This is a genomic window from Streptosporangium sp. H16 (assembly GCF_051918855.1).
In the GTDB taxonomy this organism is placed as follows: domain Bacteria; phylum Actinomycetota; class Actinomycetes; order Streptosporangiales; family Streptosporangiaceae; genus Streptosporangium.
Genome location: NZ_JBPXMD010000005.1, coordinates 271833 through 288564 on the forward strand (window position 1 = coordinate 271833; position 16732 = coordinate 288564).

16 protein-coding genes are annotated in these 16732 nt (G+C 69.9%); 9 read left to right on the plus strand and 7 right to left on the minus strand.

Features of this window, described 5'->3' with window-relative positions; all coding sequences use genetic code 11:
- The first annotated feature begins 121 nt into the window (after positions 1–121).
- From recA to rny, 3 genes are all read left to right on the plus strand, one after another.
- Complete coding sequence (gene recA / locus ACTOQ2_RS11180) at positions 122–1261, plus strand: recombinase RecA (RefSeq protein WP_440099578.1); 1140 nt, start codon at positions 122–124, stop codon at positions 1259–1261.
- Between the two features lie 14 nt (positions 1262–1275).
- Positions 1276–2196, plus strand: coding sequence for a recombination regulator RecX (gene recX / locus ACTOQ2_RS11185; protein WP_440099579.1), 921 nt, complete (start codon positions 1276–1278; stop codon positions 2194–2196).
- 287 nt (positions 2197–2483) lie between these two features.
- Positions 2484–4097 carry a ribonuclease Y gene (gene rny / locus ACTOQ2_RS11190; protein ID WP_440099580.1) on the plus strand — a complete coding sequence of 538 codons (1614 nt, stop codon included), beginning with the start codon at positions 2484–2486 and terminating at the stop codon, positions 4095–4097.
- 162 nt (positions 4098–4259) lie between these two features.
- On the opposite strand, the gene ACTOQ2_RS11195 is transcribed toward rny, so the two are convergent.
- The 6 genes from ACTOQ2_RS11195 to ACTOQ2_RS11220 form a co-directional block, all read right to left on the minus strand.
- Positions 4260–6137 (minus strand): prolyl oligopeptidase family serine peptidase, encoded by a 1878-nt coding sequence (locus ACTOQ2_RS11195; protein ID WP_440099581.1) that lies wholly within the window; start codon positions 6135–6137, stop codon positions 4260–4262.
- Between the two features lie 226 nt (positions 6138–6363).
- Positions 6364–7314 (minus strand): amino acid ABC transporter permease, encoded by a 951-nt coding sequence (locus ACTOQ2_RS11200; protein WP_440070161.1) that lies wholly within the window; start codon positions 7312–7314, stop codon positions 6364–6366.
- Positions 7311–7979 (minus strand): amino acid ABC transporter permease, encoded by a 669-nt coding sequence (locus tag ACTOQ2_RS11205; RefSeq protein WP_440070160.1) that lies wholly within the window; start codon positions 7977–7979, stop codon positions 7311–7313. Before ACTOQ2_RS11205 ends, ACTOQ2_RS11200 begins: the two co-directional genes overlap by 4 nt.
- Positions 7980–8039: 60 nt before the next feature.
- Positions 8040–8861, minus strand: coding sequence for a glutamate ABC transporter substrate-binding protein (locus ACTOQ2_RS11210; RefSeq protein WP_440099582.1), 822 nt, complete (start codon positions 8859–8861; stop codon positions 8040–8042).
- A 50-nt stretch (positions 8862–8911) separates the two neighbouring features.
- Positions 8912–9667: an amino acid ABC transporter ATP-binding protein gene (locus tag ACTOQ2_RS11215; protein WP_440083075.1), complete on the minus strand. Its 756-nt coding sequence runs from the start codon at positions 9665–9667 to the stop codon at positions 8912–8914.
- Positions 9668–9750: 83 nt separating this feature from the next.
- The gene (locus ACTOQ2_RS11220) at positions 9751–10425 is read right to left on the minus strand and encodes a Uma2 family endonuclease (protein WP_440099678.1); all 675 of its coding nucleotides are present in this window, start codon (positions 10423–10425) and stop codon (positions 9751–9753) included.
- Positions 10426–10597: 172 nt separating this feature from the next.
- Between ACTOQ2_RS11220 and miaB the strand changes: the two genes are divergently transcribed.
- The 4 genes from miaB (at position 10598) to ACTOQ2_RS11240 (ending at position 14475) form a co-directional block, all read left to right on the plus strand.
- Positions 10598–12091, plus strand: coding sequence for a tRNA (N6-isopentenyl adenosine(37)-C2)-methylthiotransferase MiaB (gene miaB, locus ACTOQ2_RS11225; RefSeq protein ID WP_440099583.1), 1494 nt, complete (start codon positions 10598–10600; stop codon positions 12089–12091).
- 330 nt (positions 12092–12421) lie between these two features.
- Entirely contained in the window at positions 12422–12955 is a 534-nt protein-coding gene (locus tag ACTOQ2_RS11230; RefSeq protein WP_440099584.1) for a hypothetical protein, read from the plus strand.
- 238 nt (positions 12956–13193) lie between these two features.
- On the plus strand, positions 13194–13862 hold the full coding sequence (locus ACTOQ2_RS11235) for a hypothetical protein (protein WP_440099585.1): 669 nt from the start codon (positions 13194–13196) through the stop codon (positions 13860–13862).
- Between the two features lie 97 nt (positions 13863–13959).
- A complete protein-coding gene (locus ACTOQ2_RS11240) occupies positions 13960–14475 on the plus strand; it encodes a methylated-DNA--[protein]-cysteine S-methyltransferase (protein ID WP_440099586.1) in 516 nt (171 codons plus the stop codon).
- 43 nt (positions 14476–14518) lie between these two features.
- On the opposite strand, the gene ACTOQ2_RS11245 is transcribed toward ACTOQ2_RS11240, so the two are convergent.
- The gene (locus ACTOQ2_RS11245; RefSeq protein WP_440099587.1) at positions 14519–14872 is read right to left on the minus strand and encodes an antitoxin; all 354 of its coding nucleotides are present in this window, start codon (positions 14870–14872) and stop codon (positions 14519–14521) included.
- Positions 14873–14945: 73 nt separating this feature from the next.
- Between ACTOQ2_RS11245 and miaA the strand changes: the two genes are divergently transcribed.
- On the plus strand, positions 14946–15851 hold the full coding sequence (miaA, locus tag ACTOQ2_RS11250) for a tRNA (adenosine(37)-N6)-dimethylallyltransferase MiaA (protein ID WP_440099588.1): 906 nt from the start codon (positions 14946–14948) through the stop codon (positions 15849–15851).
- 72 nt (positions 15852–15923) lie between these two features.
- Positions 15924–16730, plus strand: coding sequence for a diaminopimelate epimerase (gene dapF, locus ACTOQ2_RS11255; RefSeq protein WP_440099589.1), 807 nt, complete (start codon positions 15924–15926; stop codon positions 16728–16730).
- Positions 16731–16732 lie beyond the last annotated feature (2 nt).

A 16732-nucleotide genomic window follows, 5' to 3' on the forward strand; every position in this document is an offset into this window, starting at 1 on the left:
CGAACAGTCGTTCGGCTATATTGAACAAGCCAACACTCTTGGCGTGCCCTCCCGAAATTGTCGGCGGCACCCCGTAGCTTTCTGGCAACCGATCCAACCCGCGACCCTTCAGGGGGCTCCCATGGCAGCTAACGACCGCGAGAAGGCGCTTGAGACCGCACTCGCTCAGATCGAGCGGCAGTTCGGCAAGGGCTCGATCATGCGCCTGGGCGACGAGACCCGGGCGCCCATCGAGGTGGTCCCCACCGGCTCCATCGCGCTCGACGTGGCCCTCGGCATCGGCGGCTTCCCGCGCGGCCGCATCGTCGAGGTCTACGGTCCCGAGTCCTCGGGCAAGACCACGGTCGCCCTGCACGCGGTGGCCAACGCCCAGCGTGGTGGCGGCATCGCCGCGTTCATCGACGCCGAGCACGCGCTTGACCCGGAGTACGCCCAGAAGCTGGGCGTCGACACCGACGCGCTGCTCGTCTCCCAGCCCGACACCGGTGAGCAGGCGCTGGAGATCGCCGACATGCTGATCCGGTCCGGTGCCGTCGACCTGCTGGTCATCGACTCGGTCGCGGCCCTGGTGCCCAAGGCCGAGATCGAGGGCGAGATGGGCGACAGCCACGTCGGCCTCCAGGCCCGTCTGATGTCCCAGGCGCTGCGCAAGGTCGCCGGCGCGCTCAACAACACCGGCACCACCGCGATCTTCATCAACCAGCTCCGTGAGAAGATCGGCGTCATGTTCGGCTCGCCCGAGACCACGACCGGTGGAAAGGCGCTGAAGTTCTACGCCTCGGTCCGCCTCGACATCCGCCGCATCGAGACGCTGAAGGACGGCACCGAGGCGGTCGGCAACCGCACCCGGGTGAAGGTCGTCAAGAACAAGATGGCCCCGCCCTTCCGCGTGGCCGACTTCGACATCCTCTACGGCGTCGGCATCTCCCGCGAGGGTGGCCTGATCGACATGGGTGTCGAGCACGGCTTCGTCCGCAAGTCCGGCGCCTGGTACACCTACGAGGGTGACCAGCTCGGTCAGGGCAAGGAGAACGCGCGAAACTTCCTCAAGAGCCACCCGGACATGGCGAACGAGATCGAGAAGAAGATCAAGGAGAAGCTCGGCGTCGGCCCGCGCGTCGACAGCCCGGCCGTCCCGTCGCCCGTCCCCGCGGCTTCGGCCCCGGCCGCCGCGTCCGGTCGCGCGTCCGGTGCCGCTTCGGCTCCCGCCGCGTCCGGTCGCGGTTCCAAGGCCGCCGCCCCCAAGCCGGGTGACGCCTGAATCCGGGCTGATCGATGACCACGGGACCTGACTCCGGTCCGGCCGGCGAGGCCGGGCCGAGAGACTGGGGAGCCTGGCCCGACGAGCCTCGGGCGGGTTCACAGGGCCGGCGCGGGCGCGACCATGACCACGGTTCGTCCGCCTCGGAGGGAGGCTTTCGCGAAGAAGCCGCGGACCCGGCGAGTGACGGGCCGCGAGGCCGGAAAAAGCGTGCCTCACGGCGTGGGCGGCGGTCCGGGAGCGCTACCCCGGGCTTTCTTCCCGACCGATCCGACGGATTCGACGGACCTGGCGGACCTGACGGAATTGACAGATCCGGCAGGTCCGGCGGACGCGGCAGGTTCGGTGGGCGTGACGGGTCCGGTGGACGTGACGGGTCCGACGGGCCGGCCGAGGGGTCTCGGGCGAGCCGGGGGGCCGGATCCGATCCGCAGGCGGTCGCCCGGGGCATCTGCCTGCGGCTGCTGACCATGGCGCCGCGCACCCGGGCCCAGCTCGCGGAGGCGCTGCGCAAGCGCGAGGTGCCCCAGGAGGCGGCGGACGCCGTGCTGGAGCGCTTCTCCGAGGTCGGGCTCATCGACGACGAGGCGTTCGCCGCGGCATGGGTGAGCTCGCGTCACGCCGGGCGGGGTCTCGCCAGAAAGGCACTCGCCTCGGAGCTCCGCCACCGAGGGGTGGACGAGGAGACCGTGAAGGAAGCGGTGGATCGGCTCGATCCCGAGGAGGAGGCGGAGACCGCTCGTCGCCTCGTGCGGCGCAAACTCTCCTCGACCCGGGGTCTGGAGCCCGCGGTCAGGACCCGCAGGCTTGCCGGCATGCTCGCCCGCAAGGGATACGGCCCCGGCCTGGCATTTCGCGTAATCCGTGAAGTGCTGGAGGACGAAGGGGCGGAAACATCGCCATTCGCGGAGGATCAGGGCTATCCACTCGACTAGTCCAAAGCAGCTTTGACAGCGGGTCTTTGCTTGCTCGTTACCTCTCTGACGCTTAATCTCAACGACAGTGAGGAGTTACTCCGCGCAGTGCGGATTGTCATAGCGGTGTAATACGGACAAGCAGGCTTGGCGGATGAGGACGGGACGACGGACCGGCGGGAACAGCCGGTGGGTGATCCCCTCTGGGTTCACTTCTGTCCCGACGGTGCCGTCTCTTGAGCTTTCCGTGCCGTGCGTGTGACCCCTCGTGTGCCTGATATTTGCGACGCGAGGAAGGTGAGGCGCGCATGGATCCGGTCGTGGTCGTCATGTTGACAGTGGCGGTTATGGCTCTCGCCGTGATGACAGCCGTGCTGGTCGTGTTGCTGCGTCGTGTCGGCGGAGCCGGGGGCCCGAAGGGTCCCACGCCTGAGCAGGAGGCCGAGGTTCAGGCCCACCTGGAGGAGGCCAGGCGCGAGGCCGCCGACATCCGGGCGAAGGCCCAGGACGACGCCGGAGAGCTGCTGCGCAAGTCGGAGGCGGCGATCGAGGCGGCGGCCGAGATGCGCAAGGAGGCCGAGGCCGAGGGCAAGATCCTGAAGTACGAGCTCAAGGAGCTCCGGTCCGACCTCGAACGCAGGGAGAACCGGCTCGCGGAGCGCGAGCAGCGTCTCGACGAGGAGGCCAGGCGCCAGGCCGACCGGGCCCGCAAGCTCGCCGAGACGGAGACCGAGCTGGCCGACCGTCGCGAGGATCTCGAACGGGTCGCCGAGGAGCGCAAGACCATCCTGGAACGGGTGTCCGGGTTCACCAGCGACCAGGCCAGGGCCGAGCTGGTCAGGGAGATCGAGAACCAGGCGAAGCGCGAGGCCGCGCTGATCATCAGGGAGATCGAGGGAGAGGCACGCAAGGAGGGCGAGAAGCGCGCCACCAAAATCGTCACGTTGGCGGTCCAGCGGGTCGCCACCGAGCAGACCGCCGAGTCCGTGGTGAGCGTCCTGCACCTGCCCGGTGACGAGATGAAGGGGCGCATCATCGGCCGCGAGGGCCGCAACATCCGGGCCTTCGAGTCGACCACCGGCGTCAACTTGATCATCGATGACACGCCGGAAGCCGTGTTGTTGTCGTGTTTCGACCCGGTCCGCCGCGAGACCGCGCGGCTCACCCTGGAGAAACTCGTCCTCGACGGCCGCATCCATCCGCAGCGCATCGAGGAGGCCCACGATCGCAGCAAGGCCGAGGTCCAGGAGCTGTGCGTGCGTGCGGGCGAGGACGCCCTGGTGGAACTCGGCATCACCGACATGCATCCCGAGCTCGTCACCCTCCTCGGCCAGCTCCGTTACCGCACCTCCTACGGCCAGAACGTGCTCGGCCACCTCATCGAGTCGGCCCACATCGCCGGCATCATGGCGGCCGAGCTGCGGCTCGACACGACGCTGCTCAAGCGCTGCACGCTCCTGCACGACATCGGCAAGGCCCTCACCCACGAGGTCGAGGGCAGCCACGCGCTCATCGGCGCCGAGATCGCCAGACGATACGGCGAGCACGAGGACGTCGTCCACGCCATCGAGGCCCATCACAACGAGGTCGAGGTCAAGACCGTCGAGGCCGTCCTAACCCAGGCCGCCGACGCGATCAGCGGCAGCCGTCCCGGCGCCCGCCGCGAGTCGCTGGAGGCCTACGTCAAGCGGCTGGAGCGCCTTGAGGAGATCGCCACCTCCTACGAGGGCGTCGAGAAGGTCTTCGCCATGCAGGCGGGCCGGGAGATCAGGGTCATGGTGAAGCCGGACGCGGTCGACGACATCCAGGCCCAGGTGATCGCCCGCGACGTCGCCAAGCAGGTCGAGGAGGAGCTCACCTACCCCGGCCAGATCCGTATCACGGTCGTCCGCGAATCGCGGGCCACCGAGTTCGCCCGCTGACCCCGCCCAACGGGCCCAACCCGCCGACCCCGCTGTGCGCGCCGAACCCGCCCAACCCGCCGACCTTGCGGAACCCGCTCGACCCGCCGACCCCGGGGAGCACGTCGATCCGCCCGGTTCGCCGGCCCGCCCGGCAACCCGCCGGTCCACCTGGCCTCTCGCTCAGGAATGGAAGATCTGCTGGTAGAAGGCGAGCTCGGTGGCCAGGGCCGCGCTACGGGTCTCGGCGCGGCGGAAGCCGTGGGCCTCCCCCTCGAACGTGAGGTAGGTGCAGGGAACGCCGCGTTCGGCGAGCGCGTCGGCGAAGGCCTGTGACTGCGCCGGGGGGACCACCGGGTCGGACAGGCCCTGGAGGAGCAACATGGGGCAGCTCACCCCGGCCGCCCGGCCGACGGGTTCGCGCGAGGCGTACAGGGCGGGGTCCTCCGGGCCGATCAGCCACTCGACGTAGCGCGACTCGAAGTCGTGGGTGGTCGCGCTGAAGTTGGCGAGCCCGCTCACGCCGTAGTAGGAGACGCCTCCGGCGAACGCGTCGGACGCGCAGCAGGCCGCCATGACCGTCCAGCCGCCCGCGCTACCACCCCGAATCGCGATCCGGGCCGGGTCGCCCAGCCCCTCCGCGGCCAGCCACTCGGCCGCGGCGATCGCGTCCTCGACGTCGACCACGCCCCACTGACCGCGCAGCCGCTCGCGGTAGACGCGGCCGTAGCCGGTGGAGCCGCCGTAGTTGACGTCGAGCACGCCGATGCCCCTGCTGGTGAGGAACGTCTTCTCCAGATCGAGCGCGCCGACGCTGTTCCCGGTCGGCCCGCCGTGCACGAACACGACGTACGGCGCGGGGCCCTCGCCACGCGCCACGGGGTTGGACGGGGGGTAGAGGAACGCGTGGACCTCGCGCCCGAACCGGCTCTCGAACTCCACGGGCCTGGCGCGCGGCAGGTAGCCGGGGTCGGGCAGCTCGTTGACGTCCCGGCGGACCTCCTCCACCCGCCCGGTCACGGTGTCGACCCGGACGATCGACCGGGGCAGCGCCGGGCCGTACCCGATCCCGACCACGGCACGCCCGTCGGTGGCCAGCACCACCTCCCAGCCGTCGTAGGGCACGTCCAGGTCGCTCAGCACGCCACTGTCCGGGTCAAGGACCCCCAGCCGCAGGTCGCCCCGCCCGTGCAGGACCGCGAGGCTCCCGTCGTCCATCGGCGCGTACGGCACCGCGCCGAGCTGCCACAGCGGCCCCGCGAACTCCTGCTCCGCCGGGTGGAGCGCCTTCGCCGAGGCGCCGTGTATCCCGACCAGGTAGAGGTTCCACCAGCCCGACCAGTCGGAGACCAGATACAGGTGCTGCTCGTCACGCCACCGCGGGGCGAGCACCGATTCCGAGATGCCGCCCTTGACCTTCCAGGACGTGCCGTCGGCGAGCCGGGAGATCCACAGCTCGGTGCCGTTCCACGGCATCCGGGGGTGGTCCCAGCAGACGAAGGCCAGGTGCTCGCCGTCGGGGGAGACGGTGGGGGAGGCGTAGAAGTCGTGCCCGCCGGCCCGCTCGCGCGGCTCGCCCTCGCCGGACAGCGGGATGGACACGATCGACCGGCTCACCCGGCCGCCGTTGTGGCTCTCCCTGACGCACCAGATCTGCCCGTCGTGAAGGACCAGGTCCGCATAGCGCAGGGCCGCCGGCTCCTCGGGCTCCGGCGTGAGCGGCCTGGGCTCGCCACCGGTGGGCAGCAGGTAGAGGCGCTGGTCGACGAAGTTGGCGAACACCACGCCCTCGCCGGGCACCACCGCGTACGACCGCCCGCCGTACTCGTGGACCCTGGTCCTGGCGCTCCACGGTGCGCTCAGCAACTCGCGCTGGGCGCCGTCGGCGCCGCGGTGCACGATGGTGGTCCGCCCGCCCTCGGCGGGACGGTCCTCGGTCCACCAGACCTCCTCGCCGAGCACCGTCGGGTATCCGAGGCGCAGCCCGGAACGGGCCACGTCGGAGGTGGAGACCGGCGACGGCCAGGTGGCGTACGGCAGGACGACCTGCTCGGGGGACATGGCGCAATCCTGCCCGATAACCCGCCGCGTGTCGCCGGTATCACGCTCGCGTCACCCGAGATATGCCGCCGGTGAACCGTGCGAGCCGTGAGATCGGGGGGAATGATGAGGTGAGAGTCGTTGGTCCGGTCTCCGTCATAAGCCGACCTGCGGATGTTTTCTCACCCGCCTGGCACGCGGAAGGGCGGCCACCGGATCCGGTGACCGCCCTTCGGCTGCCGTGCTTCTACGGTGCGGGGGTGGTGGGGGTTCCGAGGCCGCCCTCGACCGCCGTCGGCGAGTCGGGCCGGGCGATCGGCTTGGCCGCGGTCTTCCTGCTGCGACGGCTCCGCCTCTCCAACCAGGTGGCGACGGCGCCCACCATCACGTTGATGATGATGTAGATGATCGCGATGACGATCACGGCGGGAATGATGTTGTTGAAGTTGGAGGGCAGCACGCGCGCCCCCGCGTTCAGCAGGTCCTCGAACGACACGATGAAGCCCAGGGCGGTGTCCTTCAGGAGCACCACCAGCTGCGCCACGATCGCCGGCATCATGACCGTGACCGCCTGCGGCAGCAGGATCATCCGCATCACCTGGCCCGGACGCAGGCCGACCGCGAGCGCGGCCTCGCTCTGCCCCCGGGGGATGGACAGGATGCCCGCCCGTACGATCTCCGCCAGCACCGAGCCGTTGTACAGGACCAGGCCGATCACCACCGCCCAGAAGGGCGTCACGGTGAGCCCGAAGACCGCGCTCCCGCCGAACATCACCGCGAAGATCATGATCAGCAGCGGGATCGCCCGGAAGAACTCGACGACCGCACCCGAGGCGCGGCGGATCCAGGCGTTCGCCGAGAGCCGGCCGATGCCGAAGACGAACCCGAACGGCACCGCGATCAGCGCGGCCACCGCGGCGGCGCTGAGCGTGTTGACCAGGCCGGGCAGGATCAGGTTGATCCACACGTCGCCGCGCAGGAACGGCGTCCACAACTCGGCGCTGAGCTGGTTCTTCTCGCCGAGCTTGGTCACCATCACGTACACCGCGAACAGCACGGCGAGGATGACCAGCACGGTGAGCACGTTGTTGCGTATCCGGGCCTTGGGGCCGGGAATGTCGTACAGGACGCTGACCCGGTCGGAACTCTCGACGCGCCGCTTGCGCGCCGGGGGCCGCTCGGTGGTGACCGCGGTCATCGGACCACCGCCAGGCGCTTGGCCAGCCAGCCGAACAGCAGTCCGGTCGGCAGGGTCAGGATCAAAAAGCCCAGCGCGAACCCGGCGAAGATCTGGATGACCGCGTCGCCGTGCGCCTCGAACAGCGTCTTCATGGTCAGGGACGCCTCACCCACCCCGATGGCCGCGGCGATCGTGGTGTTCTTGGTCAACGCGATCAGGATGCTGCCCAGCGGGGCGATCACCGCGCGGAACGCCTGGGGCAGCACGATCAGCCTCAGGTTCTGGCCGAACGTGAGCCCGATGGCGCGGGCCGCCTCCGCCTGGCCGACCGGGACCGTGTTGATCCCGGCCCGGATCGCCTCGCAGACGAACGCCGCCGTGTAGGCGGACAGGCCGATGATGGAGAGCCACAGGTAGTTGACGGACAGGCTTTCTGAGAACGAGACGTCCAGGACGAGGCCGAGGCCCAGCCCGCAGAACACGATCACCAGGGTCAGCGGGGTGTTCCGCAGGACGTTCACATACGTCGTGCCGATCCCGCGCAGGACCGGCAGCGGGCTGACCCGCATGCCCGCGAGGATCGTCCCGAGCACGAGCGCCACCAGCCCACTGGCGAGGGTGAGCCGGATGGTCAACCAGAAAGCGTCCAGAATGATCGGGAATTCATCGAAGAGTGCCTGCACTCATCCCTCCAGAGGTCACAGGCCGGGGCGTCCGTACGCCCCGGCCGAGGTGTGACCGAATCAGTAGCGCTCGACAGCCGGCGGGGTGGTGAAGAACTTCCCGAACTCGCCGAAGTTGGCGTCGATGGCCTTCTTCCAGCTGCCGTCCGTGAACATCTTCTCGACGGCCGCGTTCACCTTGTCACGGGTCGCCTTGTCCTCCAGCTTCAGGCCGATGCCGTACTTCTCCTCGGAGAAGGGCTGGCCGACGAGGCGGAACTTGCCGGGGGACTGGGTGGCGAAGCCGGCCAGGATCGTCGCGTCGGTGGAGATCGCGTCGACCTGCTTGTTCTCCAGCAGCGGCAGGCAGGCGCCGTAGCCCTGCTGCTCGGTGAGGAAGCCGCTCTTCCACTCGTCGCCGAACTTCTCGACGAGGCGGGCGGGGGAGGAGGAGCCCTGGGCGCCGCAGACCTTCTTGGTCTTGAGGTCCTCGACGCTGTTGATCGTGGTGTCGTCCGCCCGGGTCAGGATGTCCTGGCCGGTGACCAGGTACGGGCCGGCGAAGGAGACCTTCTTCTTGCGGTCGTCGGTGATCGAGTAGGTCGCGATCACGGCGTTGACCTGGCCCTGCTGGATGAAAGATTCGCGGTTGGCCGAGATGGCCTCCTTGAACTCAATCTTGTCGTCCGTGTAGCCGAGCTCCTTGGCGACATACCGGGCAACGTCGACGTCGAACCCCTTGAAGGAGCCGTCGGGCTGCTTCTGCCCGAGACCGGGCTGGTCGACCTTGATGCCCACGACGAACTTGTCGCTTCCGCCGCCGGCGTCGTCGCCGCACGCGGTCAGACCGGCCATCGCCGCCGCGGCTGCGATCACCACGGCTCCAATACGACGTACACGCATTCTTGCTACCTCGTCTTTCATCAGGGACATATCAGGGATGAGCAGAGCCGTCAGTGAGTGAGGATCTTGGAGAGGAAGTCCTTGGCCCGACCGGTCCTGGCGTTGGTGAAGAACTCCTCGGGGGTGTTCTCCTCCACGATCTGGCCCTCGGCCATGAACACCACGCGGTTCGCCGCGCGGCGGGCGAAGCCCATCTCGTGGGTGACGACCATCATCGTCATGCCCTCCTGGGCGAGGCCGATCATGACGTCGAGCACCTCCTGGACCATCTCCGGGTCGAGCGCCGAGGTCGGCTCGTCGAACAGGATCATCTTGGGGTCCATGGCCAGGGCGCGGGCGATCGCCACGCGCTGCTGCTGGCCTCCCGAGAGCTGCGCGGGGTACTTCGACGCCTGGGCGCCGATGCCGACCCGCTCCAGCAACTCCATGCCCCGCCGCTCCGCTTCGGCCTTCGCGATGCCGCGAACCTTGATCGGCCCGAGGGTGACGTTCTCGAGGATCGTCTTGTGCGCGAACAGGTTGAAGGACTGGAACACCATCCCGACCTCGGACCTGAGCTTGGCCAGGGTCTTGCCCTCGACCGCGAGCGGCTGCCCGTCGAAGGTGATGGTTCCCTCGTCGATCGCCTCCAGCCGGTTGATCGTCCGGCAGAGGGTCGACTTGCCGCCGCCCGACGGGCCGATGACGACGAGGACCTCGCCGCGGGAGATCGTCAGATTGATGTCCCGAAGGACGTGCAGGCTGCCGAAGTGCTTGTTGACGCCTTCGAGCACGACCAGAGGAGTCTTGTCCCCGTTCTCCGTCATGGTGGACAACGTAATTCTGTAAAGGGCACCTGAGGCTAACCCTGCGGTACCGATCAGATCACGGCCTGCTCACACCTTGATCATCAAATCCTGCTCAGAGCCTCGGGGTCAACCCTGAACGTGAACGGTTCCGTCAGGTTCACGGTCGTTCCGGTGGCGACGCGGTGGATGAGCTGGTACTCGCCGTTCTCGTCGAGCGCGTACGTGAAGATCACCGGGAACTCGTCGGATCCCTGCCCTCGGAACGGCTTCATCTCGACGCGCCAGAAGTGGGGTATCCCGGCCTCCGCGTACTTCACCGGTTTGATGATCCGATCCACAGCCGTGGTGGACCTGGAGACGATCTCCACGACGAGGTGGGCCCATTCCGGGTCGACGACCTGGGCGCCGTCACGGATCGGTTTCCGTTCCACCACCATGACGTCGGGAATGACGCCCGGCCGGGAGTCGAGGAGGAGTCCGGTGCCGGTGACGACCATCAACTCCTCGGGGGCGGCGTCCTCCAGAAACCGGCGGAGCCGGTCGCCGATCCACTGATGCTGGGCGGATGGGGCAGGAGACACGATCAGACTCCCGTCGATGAGCTCGTAGCGACCGCCGTCATCGCGGGAGTTGAGCTCGAACCATTCGTCGATGCCGAGTTCGCCGGGTGTCTCCCAGAAGTTCGCCGTCGGGACCGCGGTGCTCTGCGGCTTCTTGTGCGGCTTTTTGACGGGCTTCTTGGCCTTCACCGGGGCCTCCGAGGTCTGCACGAGCATCGCCACCGTGGCTCACCACTCTCAGCTGTCGGTCGAGTCCTAATTCTCGCATGCGGCTTTGGAGCCCCAGCTCAGCGAAGGAATTGACTCTGAGTTACCAATCGATTACCTGGAGTTCGGCGGGGTGAGGGCGTACCTGAAGGTTCGGCGGAGCGCCTACCCTTGTCGTGAGATGACTGCCACCGTGGAGAGCGCCCGCACGTACGAGGTCCGTACCTATGGGTGCCAGATGAACGTGCACGACTCCGAGCGCCTGTCGGGCCTCCTGGAGGACGCCGGATACGTCCCGGCCGCCCAGGGGGAGACGGCCGACGTGGTCGTGTTCAACACCTGTGCCGTACGGGAGAACGCCGACAACAAGCTCTACGGCAACCTCGGACACCTGCGCCCCTCGAAGATGGGCAACCCCGGCATGCAGATCGCCGTGGGCGGCTGCCTGGCGCAGAAGGACCAGGGGGAGATCGTCCGCAGGGCGCCCTGGGTGGACGTGGTGTTCGGCACCCACAACATCGGCTCGCTGCCGGTGCTGCTGGAGCGGGCGCGCGTCCAGCAGGAGGCCCAGGTCGAGATCAAGGAGTCCCTGGAGACCTTCCCGAGCACGCTGCCGACCAAGCGCGAGTCCGCCTACGCCGCCTGGGTGTCGGTCTCCGTGGGGTGCAACAACACCTGCACGTTCTGCATCGTGCCCGCCCTGCGCGGCAAGGAGAAGGACCGCCGCCCCGGCGACGTTCTCAACGAGGTGCGCGCCCTGGTCGACCAGGGCGTGCTGGAGATCACCCTCCTCGGCCAGAACGTCAACACGTACGGCGTGGAGTTCGGCGACCGGCTGGCCTTCGGCAAGCTGCTGCGGGCCTGCGGCGACATCGAGGGCCTGGAGCGGGTCCGCTTCACCAGCCCGCACCCGGCGGCGTTCACCGACGACGTCATCGCGGCGATGGCCGAGACGCCCAACGTGATGCACCAGCTCCACATGCCGCTGCAGTCGGGCTCGGACCGGGTCCTCAAGGCCATGCGCCGCTCGTACCGGGCCGAGCGCTACCTGGGCATCATCGAGCGGGTCCGCGCGGCCATGCCCGACGCGGCGATCTCCACCGACATCATCGTGGGCTTCCCCGGCGAGACCGAGGAGGACTTCCAGGCCACCCTCGACGTGGTGCGCGAGTCGCGGTTCGCCAACGCCTTCACGTTCCAGTACTCCATCCGGCCCGGCACGCCCGCCGCCACCATGGAGCACCAGGTTCCCAAGGAGGTCGTGCAGGAGCGCTACGAGCGGCTCGTCGCCCTGCAGACCGAGATCTCCTGGGCGGAGAACAAGAAGCAGGTCGGCCGGACGCTCGAGGTGCTGGTCGCCGAGGGCGAGGGCCGCAAGGACGAGGCGACCCACCGGATGTCGGGGCGGGCCCCCGACAACCGCCTGGTGCACTTCACCCCCGGTGCCGAGACCCCGCGTCCGGGTGACGTGGTGAGTGCCGAGGTCACGTACGCGGCACCGCACCACCTGGTCGCCGACGGACCCGCGCTGAGGCTCCGCCGTACCCGCGCGGGCGACGCCTGGGAGGCCCGCCAGGGCGCCCCGGCCGGAACCGGTTCCGGGGTCATGCTGGGCATGCCCTCGATCGGCCGTCCCGCCCCGCTCCCGGAGACCTCGGGCTGCTCCGTCTCCTGAGGTTCCGTCCTTCGGATGCCGCACCGGAAGTACCTCTCCCGATTTTTCCCTTCGGGTGAGGTCTTCCGGCGTCTTTTCGAAGGCGCTCCTCGGAGTGGCGCGGGCCCATGATCGAATCCTCGGAATCCCCGGTGGCGGCGGCGATTCCGGCGACACCGCCGTCCCTGCCAGGGGGTATGCGCACGGGGCCGCCGCGGCTTCCCCAAAGAATGATATTTCGTGATTCGCCCGTGATTGATGTGCGAGCATTTCCCCACTGTGACTACTGTGGTTCGGCACCCTCGGAAGCCGTGGAGGTTTCCCCCCGAGAGCCGCAGGGAGTTCTTCCTCATGCACGTCCCTCCATCCCCGGGCAGTCCCGGAGAACCAGAGATCCTCGTCGGCCCCGCCGACGGGCCCAAGAAGCCTCGCAAGCGCAAGCCCCAGCGGATGAACGGCCTGGCCATAGCCGTCTTCTCCGTCCTCGCCGCCGCCCTCCTGGGCGGGGGCGCCGTCTTCGCCTTCATGAACGCCGGGGGCGACGACCCCCGGGTGCCGCCGGCGCCGGACAGCGCCCAGGAGGCGTCCCAGGAGCCCGCGCCGGACCAGAGCCCGCCGCAGGCCACGAAGCAGAAGCCGGAGAAGGGGGCGGACGCCGCCTCCGGAGCCGATGACACGTCCACCGGAGGCGGCGGCACCGACTCCGGCACCGGCACTGGCACCGGCGGGGCGGACGAGAGCGAGCCCGGAGCCGAGTCGGCCGCAGGGAAGCCCTCGAAGGACAAACCGTCGAAGCAGCCGCAGAGCAGTCAGCAGCCGCAGGACTCCGGCACCGACGACCCCGCCGGCTACGTGCATCCCCAGGGGCCCGTCGGCGGCTACTGACCGAGATCGGAAAGCCGCACGTCTCCGGTCCGCCGGACACGTCCGGCGCGCGGGGCACGGTGAGCGGATCACCGTGCCCCGCCGCGTTCCGGTAGCCCGCAAGCCGTCGTCCCGCACGGCCGCTCTCGCCGCGAGCCGCGAGTTAGCGGGGCGGCGAGATGGCGGAACGGTTCCCGGAGAGGGCTCCGCCGGCTTCCCGGAGGGGGCTCCGCCGGCAGGGCTCCGTTAGTCTGGCGAGGTGCTTGTCGCCGCGGCCGTGTGCCCGCATCCCCCGCTGCTGGTCCCCGAGCTGGCCGGGACCGCGGCCTCGGAGCTCGACGACCTCAGGGCGGCCTGCGCGGCCGCGATCGGGGCGTTGCGCGACGCCGGCGCCGACGAGATCGTGGTGGTGGGAGGCGCGGACCGGACCGCGGCGTACGGCGCGGACGCCGCCGGGAGCCTCGCGCCCTGGGGCGTCGACGTCCGGAGCGGGCAGGGGGAGCCCGTCCTGCCGCTGTCCCTGACGATCGGCCGCCGGCTCCTCGAAGGAGAGCACCTGACGGCCTCGGGATTCCACGCGATTTCCTTCGACGCGGCTCCTGGGGAGTGCGCGGCCCTGGGGGAGCGGCTGGCGGCCACGGCCGGTCGCGTGGCGATGCTCGTCATGGCCGACGGCTCGGCCCGCCTCACCGAGAAGTCCCCCGGATACCTGGACCCTCGCGCGAAACCGTACGACAGGACGATCGTCGAGGCGCTCGCCCGTGGCGAGGTCCCGGCGCTCGACCCCGGCGAGGCCGCCGAGCTGTGGGTCGCGGGCCGCGCGGCCCTGCAGGTCCTCGGCGGGTGCGGGAGCGCCCTGCGCGGTGAGATCCTCTACGACGAAGCGCCCTACGGCGTCGGCTACTTCGCCGCCCGCTGGATGGAGTGATCCCGCCCGGAGTGGTTACGGTGGCGGGAGAGGACGATGCCCGGGGCACCGGGGACGACGAGTTCGCGAAGGGGACACGAGGCCGATGGCGGGGAGCGTGGCGTTCGGGAGCGTTCCGACACCGCTGGGGGACATGGCCGTCGCCGTGACCGAGGACGGTGTGGCGAGTGTGGGCTGGGAGGAACCGTCCCGGTTCAGGGCCCGCCTGCTTGAACGGCTGGGGCTGGAGGAGGCGGACGACCCCGGCATGACGGCGGCCGTGCTCGGTGAGCTGGGCGACTACTACGCGGGCAGGCTGAGGGTCTTCGGGGTTCCGGTGGACTGGCGGCTGGCCTCGCCGGTGCAGCGCAGGGTGCTCGGCACGCTCTACGAGACGGTTCCGTACGGCAAGGTGGTGACCTACGGGGAGCTGGCGGCCCGCAGCGGGACGGGTGTGCCGGCGCGGGCCATCGGGTCGATCATGGGAGCCAATCCGCTCCCCGTCATCGTGCCGTGCCACCGGGTAGTCGCCGGGAACGGGCTCGGCGGGTTCAGCGGAGGCGACGGCGTGGAGTCGAAGCGCCGGCTGCTCACCCTGGAGGGCTACCTGCAGCCGATGCTCGACTGGGACTGACCGGGGACCGGGGCCGGGACCTGTGATCGGCCTCGCCGACCGCCTACGGCCCGTAGGGCGGCGGCGTGGTGCCGGGCTGGCCGGGACCGGACGTGTCGTCGTCCCGTCCGGTGGGCGTGGCGCGGCCGGGCGCGGGTGTCGTGCCGGGCCGGCCGGGACCGGACGCGCTGTCGTCCCGCCCGGGCGCGGGTGTCGTGCCCGGTGGTCTGGTGTCCGGTTCGTTGATCTTGTCGGCCATCTCCCTGGCCTTCTGCGCGGCGGTGTCGATGCGCCGGGCGTGTTTTCCGCCCAGCTTCGCCTTGGCGATCCGTTCCGCCTTGTCGATGCCCTGTTTGGCGAGTTCTTCGGTCTTGGCGCCGCCGCCGAGCATGTGCTTGACCTTGTCGAGGATCGACATGGTGAATCCCCCAATTCCGATGCGAGGACGCATCGTTTCTCATCCATACCCGGGGAGTTGGCAGACTTACCCCGTGCCTCAGCTACCCGTCATCGCCGTCGTCGGCCCGACCGCGGCCGGAAAGTCCGACCTGGCCGTGGATCTCGCCCTCGAACTGGGGGGCGAGGTGATCAACACCGACTCCATGCAGCTTTACCAAGGAATGGACATCGGGACGGCGAAACTCTCCGTGGCGGAGCGCAGGGGGGTGCCTCACCACCTGCTGGACATCTGGGACGTGACCAGGGCGGCCAGCGTGGCCGAGTACCAGTCGCTGGCCCGGCCGATCATCGACGGCCTGCGGGTCAAGGGGATCGTGCCGATTCTGGTGGGCGGATCCGGGCTGTACGTGCGGGCCGCCCTGGACGACCTGGAGTTCCCCGGCACCGACCCGGAGGTCCGTGCCCGGCTGGAGGCCGAACTCGACCTGCGCGGCCCCGGCCCGCTGTACGAGCGGCTCCGCGAGCGCGACCCGAAGGCCGCCGAGACCATCCTCCCGGGCAACGGGCGCAGGATCGTCCGGGCCCTGGAGGTCATCGAGATCTCCGGCCGGCCGTTCTCGGCCACGATGCCGTCGTACGACGCCGTCTACGACAGTGTCCAGCTGGGGGTGGAGGTGCCCAGGGAGGTGCTGGACGCCCGGGTCGAGGCACGGGTCGAGCACATGTGGCGGGCCGGGCTGGTGGACGAGGTCAGGGAACTGGCCGCGCGCGGGCTCGCCGGGGGCCGTACGGCCAGCCGCGCCCTCGGGTACGCGCAGGTGCTGAGCTTCCTCGGCGGTGAGTGCACCGAGGAGGAGGCGAAGCAGGAGACGGTACGGGCGACGCGCAGGTTCGTCCGCCGCCAGGAGTCGTGGTTCCGCCGCGATCCCCGCGTGATCTGGCTGCCCCAGCGGGAACCGGACCTCCTGGGCCGCGCGCTCGCCGCGATCCGCGGTTGACCGCTCCCCGGGCCGGAGACCGGCCGGGGCGGGGCGGCGGGGGCGGACGCGTGCCTGGATAGAGTTGGTCACATGCGATTCGCGAAGGGACACGGCACCGAGAACGACTTCGTCATCCTCCCCGACCCGGACGGTGAGCTGGAGTTGCCCGCGACGCTCGTGGCGGCGTTGTGCGACCGGCGCGCGGGGATCGGCGCGGACGGCGTGCTGCGCGTGACGCGGACGAAGCTCTGCCCGGAGGTGTCCGGCCAGGCGGGCGAGGCCGAGTGGTTCATGGACTACCGCAACGCCGACGGCGGCATCGCCGAGATGTGCGGCAACGGGACGCGGGTCTTCGCCCGATACCTGGTCGACGCGGGCCTCGCCGCGCCGGGGGAGTTCGGCGTCGCGACCAGGGGGGGCGTCAAGCGGGTGCGGCTCGCGGAGACGGGTGACGTGACCGTCGAGATGGGCCCGCCCCGGGTGCTGGGGTCGAGCCGCACGACCGTCGCGGGCCACGAGTACGAGGGTCTCCACGTCGACATGGGCAACCCCCACCTGGCCTGCGTCATCGGTGACCCGGTGGCCCAGCTCGACCTGAGCCACCAGCCCGCGTTCGACCCCGAGGTGTTCCCCGCCGGGGTCAACATCGAGCTGCTCAATCCGGTGGGCGCGCGCCGGGTCGTCATGCGGGTCTTCGAGCGCGGCTCGGGCGAGACCAGGTCCTGCGGCACCGGCGCCGTCGCCTCGGCCGTGGCCGCCGCGCGGCTGGCCGGTGAGACCAGCGGCACCTGGGCGGTGGAGGTGCTCGGCGGCACCGTCACCGTCACCCTCGACGAGCGCACCAGCTATCTGGCGGGTCCCGCCGTCCTCGTCGCGTCCGGTGAGGTCACGCTCTGAGC